The 14,910-nt window shown below is 63.2% G+C and carries 13 protein-coding genes, 1 other RNA gene and 2 pseudogenes; 8 read left to right on the forward strand and 8 right to left on the reverse strand.

Annotated elements, in window-relative coordinates:
- Positions 1-9: 9 nt before the first annotated feature.
- From modA to NKJ20_RS02700, 3 genes are all read right to left on the reverse strand, one after another.
- Positions 10-801: a molybdate ABC transporter substrate-binding protein gene (gene modA / locus NKJ20_RS02690; RefSeq protein WP_352742411.1), complete on the reverse strand. Its 792-nt coding sequence runs from the start codon at positions 799-801 to the stop codon at positions 10-12.
- Between the two features lie 286 nt (positions 802-1,087).
- Positions 1,088-1,882: a thymidylate synthase gene (locus tag NKJ20_RS02695; protein ID WP_023676701.1), complete on the reverse strand. Its 795-nt coding sequence runs from the start codon at positions 1,880-1,882 to the stop codon at positions 1,088-1,090.
- 113 nt (positions 1,883-1,995) lie between these two features.
- Entirely contained in the window at positions 1,996-2,307 is a 312-nt protein-coding gene (locus NKJ20_RS02700; protein ID WP_352705123.1) for a DUF2853 family protein, read from the reverse strand.
- A gap of 163 nt (positions 2,308-2,470) precedes the next feature.
- Here NKJ20_RS02700 and ssrA point away from each other — a divergent pair.
- The 3 genes from ssrA to NKJ20_RS02715 all read left to right on the forward strand — a co-directional run bounded on the left by ssrA (position 2,471) and on the right by NKJ20_RS02715 (position 4,392).
- Positions 2,471-2,826, forward strand: a transfer-messenger RNA (tmRNA) gene (gene ssrA / locus NKJ20_RS02705).
- A 113-nt stretch (positions 2,827-2,939) separates the two neighbouring features.
- Entirely contained in the window at positions 2,940-3,479 is a 540-nt protein-coding gene (locus tag NKJ20_RS02710; protein ID WP_352742413.1) for an AAA family ATPase, read from the forward strand.
- A 172-nt stretch (positions 3,480-3,651) separates the two neighbouring features.
- Entirely contained in the window at positions 3,652-4,392 is a 741-nt protein-coding gene (locus tag NKJ20_RS02715; protein ID WP_352742415.1) for an SDR family oxidoreductase, read from the forward strand.
- Positions 4,393-4,464: 72 nt separating this feature from the next.
- On the opposite strand, the pseudogene NKJ20_RS02720 reads toward NKJ20_RS02715, so the two are convergent.
- Positions 4,465-5,279: pseudogene (locus tag NKJ20_RS02720) on the reverse strand (LysR family transcriptional regulator); the annotation flags it as partial.
- Between the two features lie 101 nt (positions 5,280-5,380).
- Positions 5,381-6,586: a multidrug effflux MFS transporter gene (locus NKJ20_RS02725; RefSeq protein ID WP_352742416.1), complete on the reverse strand. Its 1,206-nt coding sequence runs from the start codon at positions 6,584-6,586 to the stop codon at positions 5,381-5,383.
- A gap of 167 nt (positions 6,587-6,753) precedes the next feature.
- On the opposite strand from NKJ20_RS02725, the gene NKJ20_RS02730 reads away from it, so the two are divergent.
- From NKJ20_RS02730 to NKJ20_RS02745, 4 genes are all read left to right on the forward strand, one after another.
- Positions 6,754-7,443 (forward strand): TetR/AcrR family transcriptional regulator, encoded by a 690-nt coding sequence (locus NKJ20_RS02730; RefSeq protein ID WP_352450076.1) that lies wholly within the window; start codon positions 6,754-6,756, stop codon positions 7,441-7,443.
- 134 nt (positions 7,444-7,577) lie between these two features.
- The gene (locus tag NKJ20_RS02735) at positions 7,578-8,114 is read left to right on the forward strand and encodes an SspB family protein (RefSeq protein WP_023676707.1); all 537 of its coding nucleotides are present in this window, start codon (positions 7,578-7,580) and stop codon (positions 8,112-8,114) included.
- A gap of 18 nt (positions 8,115-8,132) precedes the next feature.
- Positions 8,133-8,336 carry a DUF4169 family protein gene (locus NKJ20_RS02740; protein WP_352705129.1) on the forward strand — a complete coding sequence of 68 codons (204 nt, stop codon included), beginning with the start codon at positions 8,133-8,135 and terminating at the stop codon, positions 8,334-8,336.
- 20 nt (positions 8,337-8,356) lie between these two features.
- Positions 8,357-8,578, forward strand: a complete 222-nt coding sequence (locus NKJ20_RS02745; protein ID WP_352539555.1) for a ribbon-helix-helix domain-containing protein — start codon at positions 8,357-8,359, stop codon at positions 8,576-8,578.
- On the opposite strand, the gene NKJ20_RS02750 is transcribed toward NKJ20_RS02745, so the two are convergent.
- Positions 8,542-8,865, reverse strand: a complete 324-nt coding sequence (locus NKJ20_RS02750; RefSeq protein WP_352742418.1) for a hypothetical protein — start codon at positions 8,863-8,865, stop codon at positions 8,542-8,544. The genes NKJ20_RS02745 and NKJ20_RS02750 overlap by 37 nt on opposite strands.
- 86 nt (positions 8,866-8,951) lie before the next feature.
- Between NKJ20_RS02750 and NKJ20_RS02755 the strand changes: the two are divergent.
- Positions 8,952-9,257: pseudogene (locus NKJ20_RS02755) on the forward strand (MarR family winged helix-turn-helix transcriptional regulator); the annotation flags it as partial.
- 11 nt (positions 9,258-9,268) lie between these two features.
- On the opposite strand, the gene NKJ20_RS02760 reads toward NKJ20_RS02755, so the two are convergent.
- Both NKJ20_RS02760 and NKJ20_RS02765 read right to left on the reverse strand, forming a co-directional pair.
- On the reverse strand, positions 9,269-13,390 hold the full coding sequence (locus NKJ20_RS02760) for an AsmA family protein (RefSeq protein WP_352742420.1): 4,122 nt from the start codon (positions 13,388-13,390) through the stop codon (positions 9,269-9,271).
- Between the two features lie 94 nt (positions 13,391-13,484).
- Entirely contained in the window at positions 13,485-14,900 is a 1,416-nt protein-coding gene (locus NKJ20_RS02765; RefSeq protein WP_352742422.1) for an FAD-binding oxidoreductase, read from the reverse strand.
- Positions 14,901-14,910 lie beyond the last annotated feature (10 nt).

Genomic DNA, 14,910 nt, shown 5'->3' on the forward strand with positions numbered 1-14,910 from the left:
TGCCGTACGTCAGTTGCTCGGCGCGAGGATTGTAAAACCTTGCGCCTTGAAGAGTTCGCCAGCCTTGGCGGATTGCAGGCATTTCAGGAATGCCGAGGTAGTTCTGCTCTTCGAATCCGCAAGCTGGGCGACTGGATAGATGATCGGCGGATGGGTACCCGCGGGGAAAGTGCCGACCACCTTCACGCCAGGCTCCGCATGCGCATCCGTGGCGTAGACGATGCCGAGTGCTGCCTCGCCGGTCGATACCAGTTTTAGAGCGGCGCGGACATTCTCGGCCTGCGCCACCTTGCCTTCGACCGAAGACCAGGCACCGAGCGATTCGAGGGCTGCCTTGCCGTATTTGCCTGCCGGCACAGCTTTGACATCGCCCATGGCAAGTTTGCCGTCACCGACCAGCCCGGCAAGATCGAAACCCTTTTCGATCCTGGTCTCGACCTTGGAATCCCGCGGCGCAACCAGCACGATCTGGTTACCGAGCAGTTTCACTTGGGTTTCGGGCTTGGTCAGCTTCCTGTCGGCAAGATATTTCATCCAGTCGAGATCGGCCGAGATGAACAGGTCTGCTGGCGCGCCGCTTTCAATTTGCCTGGCCAGCGCCGAGCTCGCCGCGTAGGAAATGGTCGCCGCCTCGCCGACATCGGCCTCGCAGGCCTTGTTGACGGCATCGAGCCCATCCTTCAGGCTCGCCGCGGCAAACACGACCACCTTGTCATCGGCATGGGCCGCCGGCACCGCGGCCATCAGCATGGCGGCGAGACCCGCGATGGCAATCGTCGTCGAACCTTTGCGCGCCAGCATGAAACTCTCCTCGTCCCGGATCGCCCGAAGCCGTCCATCGATATATCCGTGCGAACATAACAAGGAAAGGCTCTTTACCGGCGACGGCATTCTGAACCGAGGTTTTCCCGGCCTGCGATAATCGTCGTTGGATACAGCGGCGTCGAAGCCGAAGGAAATATTCACATGAAAATCAGCGACCAGGGATTGCCCGTCAAGTCGACGTCGGCCAATCAAGATGGATGCTGACAAGGCCCGAGGGCGCAGCCGCAGTAGGCAATGTCGATATGCACGGTCGGCTATGGTGCTAGACCGCGATCGGCGCCTTGATCGTCGCGTCGGCGAAATAGTTCTCGAGCCGGAAATCCTCGAAGCGGAAGGCAAAGAGATCCTTCACCTCGGGATTGATCCACAGCGTCGGCAACGCCTTGGGCGTGCGCCGCAATTGTTCGCGCGCCTGCTCGAAATGGTTCGAGTAAAGATGCGCGTCGCCGAGCGTGTGGATGAAATCGCCGGGTTTCAATCCGGTCACCTGCGCCACCATCAGCGTCAGCAACGCATAGGAAGCGATGTTGAACGGCACACCGAGAAAGATATCGCCCGACCGCTGATAGAGCTGGCAGGAAAGCTTGCCTTCAGAAACATAAAACTGGAACAGGCAATGGCAGGGCGGCAACGCCATGGCCTCCACCTCGGCCGGGTTCCACGCCGAAACGATCAGCCGCCGCGAATTAGGATTTTTGCGTATTTCCTTCAGAAGATTCGCAATCTGGTCGATGGCGCCGCCATGGCCGTCCGGCCACGACCGCCATTGTTTGCCATAGACCGGGCCGAGATCGCCGTTCTCGTCGGCCCACTCATCCCAGATCGAGACGCCGTGATCGTTGAGATATTTGATGTTGGTGTCGCCGGCCAGGAACCATAAAAGCTCGTGGATAATCGACTTCAGGTGCAGCTTCTTGGTGGTGGTGACCGGAAAGCCGCGGGCCAGGTCGAAGCGCATCTGGTAGCCGAATACCGAGCGCGTTCCGGTGCCGGTGCGGTCGCCGCGATCGGCGCCGTTTTCCAGCACATGCTTCAGAAGGTCGAGATACTGGCGCATCGGCTCCGGTCCGATTCGGGTTGTCAGCCATCATAGCCGAATGACCGTCGGCCGAACACAGCAAAGCGAGACGATTCCAGCAGAAGCCTCACCAGCACCGGCGGCGAGGTTGCTCAGAGCGAGCCGAGCATGCCCAGATCCTTGGCGACGAGGTAATAGAATGTCACCCGGCTCTTGCTGTTGTCGGCCGCCATAGCCTTGCAGGTCTTTTCGATAGCCCCATCCGCCTTGGCACCGTCGGTGACGCCGAGCTTGCCGGCGACCCAGCTGTTCCTGACACGCTTCAGTTCCTCCGGGTCGGTGCAGGACACCAGCGAGGAATCGCGGTTCCTGAGCGCGATGCCCAGATGCTTGACGATCTTGGCGACCGCGTCGGCATCGGCCGCCGCATCATACTTCTTTACGTCTGCGAGATAATCGGCCATCGAATTTCCCCTCGTCGGCGCCACGGGATCCGGTCAGTGAGGATTGTGGCGCGCTGCCGCAAATAATGCGCTAGGTCTCCTCACCGCCACAAAGCTTCGGTTGAGACCGGCTGCAAGTCAACCCCTTGATGATCCACTTTGGCACGGACGAAAGTGGTATTCCGGCCTTTCATTTTCCACCGCCAGTCCCTATATTCGCTTCGTCGGCTCGACCGACTATGGCGATAAACAGGCGATGAAATAAGCCGTTCGGACCCGGGGGCGGTACCCGGCGCCTCCACCAAAAACCGCTGCTCAAGAGCGGCTTTTGCTGGGGGCGAAATAGGATCGACGAAGGTGTAAAGATCGTACTTTTGCCCGGCATTGTACCACCGTTATCGGGCTAAACTTATAGTTGCCAACGACAACTATGCGGAAGCACGTCTCGCCGCGTAAGCGGTGCGATAGCTTCAATTCAAGCCCTAGTGGTTCGCACTTCTAGGCGGGGTTCGGAGGTACCTGGCAACAGAAACCTCCATTTCTCCCTCTCGACATATGCAGAAGCGGGCCCCGCCGGCCGGGCTTTCATGCGCCCTGACGGGTCCAAAAAACCCCTGTCTTCATACTTCCCCCATCCAATCCATGGATCAGAAATGCGAAACGATTCCAATCGGTTTTTCGTGCTGACCGGCGGTCCGGGCCCAGGCAAGACAACGTTGATCGAGGCTCTTAAGGTGGCAGGCCTCGCAACCTCGGGCGAAGCCGGGCGCAGCATCATCACGACGAATTGGGCGATAGGCGCCAAGCCTGCCCTGGCGGCTCTGTTCGCCGAGTTGATGCTGTCTTGGGAGTTGCGCTCCTACCGGATCGCGGGCGAGCAATCCGGTCTGGTCTTCTTCGATCGCGGCGTGCCGGACACTCTTGGCTATCTGCGCCTGACCGGGGTGCCGGTTCCCGATCACGCCACGAATGCCGCCCGACGCTTCCGCTATGCCAGGCGCGTCTTCGTCGCGCCGCCATGGCCGGAAATCTTTCGGCAGGACAACGAACGCAAGCAAACGATGGACGAGGCTGAACGCACCTTTCACGCACTCGTCGCCGTTTACACGGAACTAGGCTACGAGCTGGTGCCGCTGCCCTTGGCGCCCGTCGAAACGCGGCTGCGGTTCGTCCTCTCCGAGACAGCGTCGTAGCGAAGCACCGCAAGCGACGGTTTTGCGAAAGTCCAAGGGCCTCCCATCATCGGAACCTCCGATGGCAGCATTCGTTTCTTCCCGTTTCCCTTCTCTCATGCCTTGCGGGACAAGGCCTCAGTTTCTCGCCGCATATCGGTCAGGCCCCGGCGAGCTATCTGATGGAGATAAGATGAACCAGGAAACCACACCAGCACCCGAACGCATCCTGATCGTTGGCGGCAGTTCCGGCATGGGGCTGTCGCTGGCCGAACAGCAGCTTGCCGCCGGCGCCGAGGTTACGATCGTCGGCCGCTCCGAGGACCGATTGTCGGCCGCACGGCAGCGCGTGCCTCACCCCGAAAGGCTGAGGACGATCGCAGCCGACGTCACAAGCGAGGACGAGGTCCAGCGCCTGTTCCAGGATGTCGGCACGCTCGACCACATCGTCTCGACCGCCGCCGACGTTACGGGCGTCTATGTGTTGCTTCCCGAGATGGACATCTCGGTGGCGCGGAAAGTGATGGATTCCAAAGTCATCGGGCCGCTTCTTCTTGCCAAACATGGCGCGCCTCGTCTGACGCCCGGGGGATCAATCACGCTGACCTCGGGCATCGCCGCCTATCGTCCGGCGGCGAAAGGCGCGGTGGTGGCAGCCGTTAATGGGGCACTTGGCTCACTCGCCTACGCGCTTGCCGTCGAACTGGCGCCGATCCGCGTCAACGTCGTCTCGCCGGGCTGGGTCGACACGCCGATTTGGGATGCCGTCGTCGGCAGCGGAAAGATGGCTGCGCTGGAGGCCATGGCAAAGCGTCTGCTCGTCGGCCGGATCGGCCAGGCAGCCGACATTGCCCAAGCCATCACGTCCCTCATGCACAACGGCTTCATCACCGGAACCGTGCTTCATGTCGATGGTGGCCAGCGGCTGGTCTAGCGATGGCCAGATTTCGCGGACCATTGCAAGGAACAGCCGCAGCACCGGCGCTTGAATGCGCCGGTGGCGCCATACCATGGTGACCGGCGTCACCGGGCTGCTTCCGACCCAGGGCAGCACGACGATATTGGCGTCAGCCGCGGAAGCCACGAGACGCGGGACCAGCGCGCATCCAAGACCGCCTTCAACAAGGCTCCGTATCGCGCCCATGCTGGCGAACTCGCCGACGAGTTTTGGACGGTCAGGCAACGTTGCGGCAAACGTTTCGTCGAACATCCGCCTATAGACGCAACCGGGCTGGGTCACGAGGAAGGCCTCGTCAGCCAGATCGTCGGGCGTTATGGCAGAATATCCGGCCAACCGGTGATTTGCCGGCATATGGTGACGAGCTCTTCTACTGCCACTTGCTCGCTTCGCAGCTCCGGCGCCGCCACTGGGACGGCTCCGAAATGGAAAGATACTTCCAGCGCCCCGCTTGTCACGCCGGCACGCAACCCACTGCTATCGTCCGCCCTGAGGTTCAGTTCCACATCCGGATGGCGCCGATGGAATTCCGCCAGCAGAGCTGGCAAGCGTGTCGAGCAAAGCGTCTCCAGGCCGCCGACAGTCAGGCGACCGGCAACCGTGCCGCTCGCGTCGGCGACTGCGGAACGGGCTTCGTCCGCGAGGTCGAGGAGATCGTTTGCGTAGTCCAGCAGGCGTTGTCCCGCCGCCGTCAGCTTCAAGCCACGCCGTGATCTGTCGAACAGCGACGTGCCTAGATCGCTTTCCAGCGCCTGGATCTGTTCGGTCACGCTCGATTGGGCAAGATGAACCCGCTCGGAAGCGCGCGTGATATTCAAGGTGGTGGCGACCGCCACGAAGGTTTTGAGATGTCGAAGCTGCATGTCCTGAACCCGTCATATAGGCATAGGCTGCTTTGAACCGGGACCGCAAACATGAAAAGGCCGGGAACATCGCCCGGCCTTTTTGTCTCGATAGGCGAAGTTTACTCCGCCGGCGCCTCCGCGACGTCCCGGCTGCGGCCGAGCGTTATTTTGGCCAGTGTGAAGGAGATCGCCGCGCAGAGCGTGATGCCCGCCACCATCGGCAGCGGCGTGCCGTCGAAAAACACGCCGGCGACGCCCATGGCGACCGCGCCGATGGCGAAGTGCAGCGTGCCCATCAGCGCCGACGCGGTACCGGCGATCTCGCCATGCTCTTCCATGGCCAGCACCGACGTCGTCGGGATGACCAGGCCGAGAAAGCCGTAGCCGATGAACAGCAGCGCCGCCATCACGTCGAGCCGGTCGACACCCGATGCCATCACCGCGAACAGCACCACCATCGTCGTCGCATAGCCGGTGACCGCGACACGCACCACGCGCTGCAGCCCGAACCGCTCCGACAGCAACCCGGTCAGCTGCGACATGCCGATAAAGGCAACCGCATTGATCGAGAAGAACACGCTGTAGACTGAAGGCGACAGCCCGTAATGATCGATCAGGATGAAGGACGAGCTCGACAGATAGACGAAGAAGCTCGCAATGCCGAAGCCGGCGATGGCCGTCAGGCCAAGGAAGTTGCGGTCGCCCATCAGGAAGCGGTAGCCGGAAAGTGCCGTCCGGAAGGACGAACCGGCGCGCTCTTCGACCGGCCGCGTCTCCTTGAGTGAGGTCGCCAGCAGGATGGTGGCGAGCACGGCCGCGCCCGTCACCGTCCAGAACACGGCGCGCCAGCCGAAGTTCTCGATGATCTGGCTACCGGTCAGCGGCGCCAGGATCGGCGACACCGAAAACACCAGCATCAGCAGCGACATCAGCTTGGCGGCCTCGGTGCCGGTATGCAGATCGCGCACGATCGCGCGCGGCACGGCCATGCCGGCGCTGGCGCCGAGCCCTTGCAGGAAGCGGAAGGCGATCAGCCATTCGATCGAGGGAGCCAGCGCCGAGCCGACGCCGCCGACCATGAACAGCGCCAGACCGCCGTAGAGTGGCAGCTTGCGGCCGACCACGTCGGAGATCGGTCCGACGACGATCTGGCCGAAGCCCATGGAAAGAAAGAAAATCAGCAGGCTCATCTGCACCGCGGCAGTGCCAGCATGCAGATCCTCACCGATTGAAGGCAGGGCCGGAAGATACATGTCGATGGCAAACGGGCCGATCGCGGACAATAGGCCGAGCACGACCGCAATGCGGAGGAATTTGGCGTTCATGATAGCAGGCTCTTTCGAATTCTGGTTGCCGCCGCGGACCGGCGCGTAACCCTAGGACGTTCCATCCCGTGGAGTTCCGACTCTTCTGCGGAACGAAACCCCCTTCGTGCAGTCCACAAATTTAGACAGGCTTGTCTAATTCGTCAACCACCTCTATATAGTTTTGCATGAAGGCCAACGTTTCTCCTGACATTTTCCCGCCGCGGGGCCATGAGGCCAAGCGGATGTCGATTGTCGATGCCGCCGCCTCGGTCTTCTGCCGCGAAAGCTTTGCCGGTGCCAATATCGACATGATTGCCGCCGAGGCCGGCGTCTCCCGCCAGACCATCTACAATCATCACGGCGACAAGGAAAAACTCTTCGTTGCCATCGTCCGCGACCTCACCGAACGTTGCAATGCCGGCATCTTTGCCACGATTTCCACTTTTCCCGATCAGCCGAAGGATCTCGAGGCCGACCTCATCGCCTTTGCTGTGCGGATGAACCACAACTGCATCTGCAACCGCGACGGCAAATTCCTGCGCAAGCTGATCCAGACCGAGGGCGGGCGCTATCCCGAGTTGTTCGCCGAATGGCGCGAAGAAGGACCGGGCAGGACATGGCCGGCGATCGCCGCCCGCTTCGCCCGCCTCGCTCATGCCGGCTTCCTTGACATCGACGATCCCGATGTCGCAGCGCGCCAGTTCATGGCGCTTGCCAATGCCGAGTTGCAGACGACATTCATGCTCGGCGGCACACCGACCGAGGACGAGGTGGTGCAATCGGCGACAAATGGCGTGCGCACCTTCCTGCGCGCCTTCGGCAAGCGGCAGCCTGTGGCCCGGGCGAGCAAACAGGGCGCGCTCGCCAGCGCTTGACGATCAAAGCCGTTTGACGATCAAATCGTCGCCAATGGGCTTCGCTTCCGCACGCCGGCGATCTATATCCGGTTTACGCCGCGCTCAAGCTTGATTACAGCTATCAGGACGATTCAACGGAACCCGACAGCCACATGGCCGACGACCACATCCGCTACGACATTCTGGCCCAGGAGGCGTTGCGCGGCGTCATGCGCAAGGTCCTGGCCGAAGTCGCGCGCACCGGTCTCCCGGGCAACCATCATTTCTTCATCACCTTTCTCACCGGCGCGCCGGGCGTGCGCGTGTCGTCGCGGCTGCGCGAGCGCTATCCCGAACAGATGACCATCGTCATCCAGTTCCAGTATTGGGACCTGAAGGTGAGCGACACCGGCTTTGAGGTCGGGCTGTCGTTTTCCGACGTGCCGGAGAAACTGGAAATCCCGTTCTCGGCCGTACGCGGCTTTTACGACCCGTCCGTCAACTTCGAGCTCGAATTCGACGTCAAGACCGATACCCCGGCGGAACAGGAGACAAAGGCCAAGCCTGCTCCCGAACCGCTGGCCATCGTCGCCGAGAAAAAGCCCGAGACGAAGAAGAAAACCGCCGAGGCGGAAAAGAAGCCTGCCGCGGCCGACGCCGGCGCCAAGGGCGCCGACGTGGTGTCGCTTGACGCCTTCCGCAAGAAGTGACCCGACGGGCGGCGTGACATGACCGAGATCGTCAATCTCCGTCAGGCACGCAAGCAGAAGGCTCGAGCCGAGAAGGAGCGCCTGGCCGAACAGAACCGGGCGCTGCATGGCCGTTCCAAACCCAGCCGGGATCGCGACCGCCTGATCGCCGACAAGGCCGATAAATTCGTCGCCGGCCATCGCCGCGAAAATTCGGGCGATTCGGACAAATCCGATGCTTGAAGTGTGAGTAGGATCGTCTCGTGAGCCCGGTGGAAAAGCGCTCGGTCACCATTCGCGGCCACCGCACCAGCTATTCGCTCGAAAAGCCTTTTTACGACGACCTGGTCGCCATCGCGGCCGTGCGAAAACTGACGCTCGCCGCCCTTGTCGCCGAAATCGACGAGAGCCGCCCGCGGGATGCCAATCTCTCCTCGGCGCTCCGGCTCTATGTGCTGGATTGGGCCAAGCGCAGCAAGTTGTAGCCTTCAGGCAACGCTATCCTGTTTCCTGCGCCGGATACGGAAGCCCAGCAAAGCCGAGCGGTCGCGTTCTTCGGCCTGCCAAGCAGCGTATCCTGCAGTTTCAGGTCGGCGAGCGTGAACTGGCCAAAATAGGCGATGTTCGTGGCAAGCCGGATCAGCTTCAAGAGGGCAATGCCGGCAAACAACCCCGCCGTCGCAACCACCACCGCTATGCCGGCAATGAGCAGCACCCAGGCATCGGTGGTAAAATCGCGCAGATGGCCGGGGTTGGCGTGATCGGACTTCATTTGCAGACCTTGCTTTCTGGCGGCGTGCCGACTTGCGGATGGGTCGCCGGCCGTGCCACCGAGGATGGCGGGCACGAGCGATGTTGGTGACACCACGCCAGCATCAGGCCCTGCTTGCAATCAAAGGGTTCCCCGGCGGAGGGCCGGTGACCATTGGCGACCTCGCGGAGCGCCTGCGCATCCGCCATCACAGCGCAGTGGAATTGGTCAACCGTCTTTGCGAAGCCGGGCTGGTCGCGAAGGACCACGACGAGGAGGACCACCGCCGCGTGCTGCTGCGGCTGACCGAGCGCGCCGACGACAGTCTCGCCGATCTGTCAGCCGCTCATCTCGACGAACTCGGGCGGATCGAGCCGATGCTGAAGCGCTTGCTTGCTGGACGCGACACATAAGGGATGCGCCGTCACCCGCCATTCAACGATTTCAGCAGATCGTCGATCGACGAGGGATCGAGCTTGAGCTTTGGCGGGGGCTGCACTGGCGGTGGCACGTTATTTGCGGCCGGTGGCGCTCGTTCCGCGCGCTCCGCCGCGGCCTTGCGTTCGGCGTCGAGCCTTGCCTTCTCTTCCGAGGCGATCCGCAACGCCTCTTCCGCCCTCTGGCGTTGCTGTTCTTCGGCCTGCGCTGCTTCCTCGGCAGCCTGTTGCGCCGCCTTGGCTTTGGCTTCGGCATCCGCTTCGGCCTTTGCAGCCGCCTCGGCTTTCGCCCTGGCCTCGGCTTCGGCTTTCGCCGCTGCATCCGCCTTTGCCTTGGCTTCAGCCTGCGCCCTGGCCTCCGCTTCGGCTTGGGCCTGCGCCTCAGCTTCGGCCTTTGCCTTGGCGTCCGCTTCAGCTTTCGCTTTGGCCTCGGCCTGCGCCCTCGCCTCCGCATCCGCCTGTGCCTTGGCGTCCGCTTCAGCCTTCGCCTTGGCTTCAGCCTGCGCCCTCGCCTCGGCTTCGGCCTGGGCCTGAGCCTCGGCTTCGGCCTTTGCCTTGGCGTCGGCCTCGGCCTTCAGCCGCGCTGCTTCCTGTTGCCTGCGCAGTTCCTCCGCCGCTCTTTCACGCTCGGTTTGCAGCGCAGCGTAGTAGCGCACCTCACGCCGCAGCCTTTGTTTCTCGAGCAGTGCGGCTTGCATCGCTTCGACCCGCTGCTGCTCCTTTTCCAGCGCACGCTGGGTCAGGAACTGTGCCAGCGGCTCGCTGTCGAACTGCCGTTTGGTGGCGCCAAACGGCCCGTCGACGCTGAAATTCAAAATCGGTTCGGAGCCGACCAGCGCCTCGTCGCCGGGACGATAGGCGATCTCGCCCTTGGCATCGACGGTGCTGGTGTTCAGATCGGCGGTGATGTCGGCGGACAGCGTCGCGCCCGGGCTTTCGAATTTGACCGGCGGCGCCCTCAGCGTGCCGCCGGCGATGGTGAAGGCAATATCGGTGTCCTGCGCCGGAAAACTGCCCGCCGCGGCGATCTGCGGCACAAAGCCGGCGGTCTTCGACGCGTCGATATCGCGCCCTATCGCGTCGGCCTTGGCAATGAATGCGCCAAAGGCATCGGGATTGAAGCCGGCAATAGTCATGCCCTTCAGCGTCGCCGTGCCGGAACCGGACAGCGCCGCAACCATCGCGTCGACCGATTTGCCGCTGGTCGAAAGCGCCGTCGAGAACTCGCCGCTTCCGCTGATGCCGGCCTCCGGCAGCACGGCTACCAGATCGGCGCCGGCGAGTTTCATCTGACTGGAGAAAAGCCCGGTGCCGTCATTGTTCTTGAGCTCGAACAGGCCACTCAACGCGCCGCCGAGGAACTTTGCCTTGAGGTCGGAAACGCGGATGCCCTCCTGGTCGAGCTGCAGCGACAGCGCAGCGTCATAGGCGGTGGCAAGCGGGCCGGCGGCAAGCGACGCCGCCGTCAGATCGAGATCGGCGGTAAATGGCAGACTGGATTTCTGGCTGAACGGTGCTGTCGGCCAGGTCCTGTCATTGACAAGGAAGGCCTGGTCACCGAACAGCATCACCGCCATCGGATCGAGGTCCAGCTCGTCCAGCGACAGCGCGCCGGCAAGATGCGGCAGCCCCTCTTTGATGTCGATATTTACGTCACCGGAGACCGCCGCTTCGTTGACGGCGCCGCTGAGGCCGCTCAGCACCAGGAGACCATTGCCGTAATCGGCATCGGCTGCAAGCGACGTCGACATGCCGGTGCCCATGCCGGGCAGGCCAACGCCGGTCGTCATCAGCCATGGCTCGATGTCGGCCGTTTCAAGGCTGACCTTGCCCTTGGCGGCCGCGCCTTGAGCCGTGTCGGCAATTGTCCCGTCGAAACCAGCTTTGAAGTCGTTGCCGGCCAGGCTGAATCGTGTCGCCAGGCCACCGCCGAGCGTGCCTTTGGCCGAGACTTCGGTGGTCGCCTCGCCGAGCATGCCGAGCGGCAGTGCCGGCAGACCGTAAAGCGCCAGAAGCGCGGTGGCGTCGGCATTCCTTGCGTTGAAGGTCAGCGTCACCGGCGCTTCGAGAGGCCGGTCGAGCGCCCCTTTGCCGGACAACGACGCCGAAAAGGCCGAGCCACCGGCCTTGCCCTGTGCGCTCATTGCCAGTCCAGTCGTACCGTCGCCATTGTCTGCGGCACTCGTGACCGCATCGATACGCGCATCCTGGAACAGCTCGGGATAGGCAGCAGCACGCTCCGCCAGGCCCTTCAGCACTGCATTATCCGGATAATGCTGGACGGCGACGTCGATCAGCGGCTTGAGGTCGACGGCGATCACCGAGGCGTCGAGCTTGCCGGTCGGGCTCGCCGGGAAATCCTTGATTCGACCGGTAGCGCTGATCGAGGCGCCGGCAAGTCCGCCGACCGACAGGCGATCGATCTCAAGCAGCCCATCGCGCAATCTAAGCGCGGTGTCGACGCTATCGGCGGTCAACCCGCCGGCGCTGACCGGCCCGGCCTTGATCTGGAAATCGAGGTCGCGGTCGGAAAAGCGGTTGGCGCCCTTGTCGCTGACGAAGATCGAGGCGAAGGCGGCGAGCCCGTCGACATCGAGTTCGCCACCTTCCAGTTGCATCAGCACCGATGGCCTTGTGTCGTCGGGCTGGCTGGAATCGATGCGGCCGGAGAACTTCGCCTTGCCGAGGATGAGTTCGAGATCGCTGAAGGCCTGGTGCTTCTCGCTCAAATCCACCTTGGCCTTGAAGCCGGCGGCCGGCAAGCGGCGGATCGCCTCGTCGACGTCCTTCGACAGCCATGCGGCGAAGCCGGAGGGCTGCGCCACCGCCAGAAGCAGCGATCCGGTGAAACCGAAATGGTCCTCGACGCTGACCATGCCGTTGGCTTCCAGCTTGGCGCGGCCGGGCAGCGTGGCGGCCAGCGATTTTACCGCCCAGCCGCCCTCGGCTGGCTCGGCGGACAGGTGCACGTCGCGAACGGTGGTATCGCCTGCCACCACCGCCGGCAGTTTCACCTCGACCGTGCCCGGTATGGTCGGCTTCGGCAGGTCGAGCAGCGCCTGCTCCAGCGCCGCCACCCGCTCGGACAGCGTCAATCCGGCACCGGCCGCCGCCCCCACGGCCTCGTCGAACTGCACCTGCGCGCCATTGGCCTCGATCGAGAAATGCGGCTTCAGCCCAAGGTCGACCGCAGCCTTGCCGTCGGCAGTGTAGGGATTGTCGCGCGGCCCGGTCTCGAAGCGGAATTCGTCGACGCCGAGCTTCTGGTGGTCGAGCGAAAACTTGCCGTTCAGCCTGAAGCCCGGGTCCGGTTTGCCGGCGCTGACTTTCAGCGCCTCGCCGCCGGTGCCCAGCTGCCGCGCCGCAGTCTGGTCTGCGCCCGATATCTTGAACTGGCCCGAATAGACGGCGGCGCCCTCGACGAGGCCCACATTGCCGTCGGTCTCGATGACCAGCGGATAGGCGTCCGGATCGGCCTTGAGCCTGAGCCGCATTTGCCCGTCCGGTTCGGCCTTGCCGGTGGAAGCGGCGATCGTCGTCCGCAACCCGTCCAGCAACAGCGAGCCGTCCAGCCGCCAGGGGCCGGCCAGCGACTTGGCCGAGATCGTCGAGTTGATCTCGGAAATAAGATGGCTGCGCCCGCCGGCGGCGTGGCTGAGCGCGATCTGTCCTTCCGTCACTGTCAGCTTCTCAATGGAGATTTGGCCGGGATCGAAGGGCGAGGACGGCCGTATCGTCCAGTCGACCGTGCCGTCGGCGGCGATGTCGATCGTCGCCTTCGGCCGCACCAGCCGCATGTCGAAAATCAGCACCTCGCCGCGCAGGAATGGCGCGAGTTCTGCATCCATCGAAAAGGTTTCGACGGTCATCGCCGGCTGGCCGTTGGGGCCACCGGCAACGGCGACGTTGGAAAAGGTCACCGAGGGGAACGGCAACAGCCTTGCCGTTGCATCGCCTCGCACGGTCACCTTGCGACCCAGGACGGCACTCGCCTCGCGCTCGAAATCGGCACGGTAACCTGTCCAGTCGACAAAGTACGGCACCACCAGCGCCGCACACAGCACCAGCACAAGAAGCCCACCGAAGATCACGAACAGGCGTGCGAGCATGAACTCCTAGACAGTTGATAGTAAAGTCAGTGGCACTCTACCCGCATCAGCGTGTCGATAAAGAGGCAAATAGGGGCACGGCAGCGACCTGACGTCAGTCCTTTCCCGGTAATATCTTGCCCGGGTTCATGATGTTCAGCGGGTCGAGCGCCTGCTTGATCGTGCGCATGATGTCGACGCCATGGCCGAGCTCATGCCGCAGGAAGCCGATCTTGCCTTGCCCTATGCCGTGCTCGCCAGTGCAGGTGCCGTCCATGGCGATGGCGCGCATATTGAGCCGCGTCACGAATTTTTCCGCCAATGCGATCCCTTTCGGGTCGTCCACGTCCATCAGCACCAGCACATGGAAATTGCCGTCGCCGGCATGGCCGACGATCGGCGCGATCAGCCCCATCTCCGCGATATCCGCTTCGGTCTCCGTGACACATTCGGCAAAGCGCGAGATCGGCACGCAGACATCGGTCGACAGGCCCTTGGCGCCCGGCCGCAGTGTCAGCGACGACCAGTAGGCATCGTGCCTGGCCTTCCACAATTTCGTTCGCTCTTCGGCGACGCTGGTCCACAGGAACGGACCGCCGCCATTTTCCTCGGCGATCATGCCGAAGGTCTCGGCCTGCTCGGCGACGCTGGCATCGCTGCCGTGGAATTCGACGAACAGGCAGGGACTCTCCGGATAGTCGAGCTTCGAATAGGTCTTCATCGCCCGCATCTGCAGTGCGTTGACCAATTCTATGCGCGCCACCGGAATGCCCATCTGGATGGTCGCGATCACCGCGTTGCACGCCGACTCGAGGCTGGGGAACGGACAAACGCCGCCTGAAATCGCCTGTGGAATGCCCTGCAGCTTCAAAGTCAGCTGTGTGATGATGCCAAGCGTGCCTTCCGAACCGATCAGCAGCCGCGTCAGATCATAGCCGGCCGAGCTTTTCTTGGCGCGCTTGCCGGTCGTCACTGCTTCCCCGTCGGCCATCACCGCCGTCAGCGACAGGACGTTCTCGCGCATCGTGCCGTAGCGCACCGCGTTGGTGCCCGACGCACGCGTCGCAGCCATGCCGCCGAGCGAGGCGTTGGCGCCCGGGTCGATCGGAAAGAACAGGCCGGTGTCGCGCAGGTGCCGGTTCAGATCCTCGCGCGTCACGCCGGGCTCGACGGTGCAGTCGAGGTCCTGCGGATTGACCGCAATGATGCGGTTCATGCGTGACGTATCGAGTGAGATGCCGCCGCCCGGCGCATTGGTGTGGCCTTCCAGCGAAGAGCCGACGCCGAAGGCAATCACCGGCACGCGATGCGCCGCGCATGCGCGCACGATCTCCTGCACCTCCTCCGTCGTCTCGGCAAAGGCGACGCCGTCCGGCGCCTGCGTCGGGATATAGGTCGTGGTGTGCGCGTGCTGGGCCCGGATCGCCTGGCCGGTCTGGAATCGCTCGCCGAGCCGCTGCTTGAGGATGCCGAGTACGGCGGCAATGCCTTCTTCGTTGCGCTCGACCGGATTGAGGTCGCTTAGAGCCATCGATTCCTCC

The sequence above is a fragment of the Mesorhizobium sp. M0185 genome (genome assembly GCF_040322175.1).
In the GTDB taxonomy this organism is placed as follows: domain Bacteria; phylum Pseudomonadota; class Alphaproteobacteria; order Rhizobiales; family Rhizobiaceae; genus Mesorhizobium.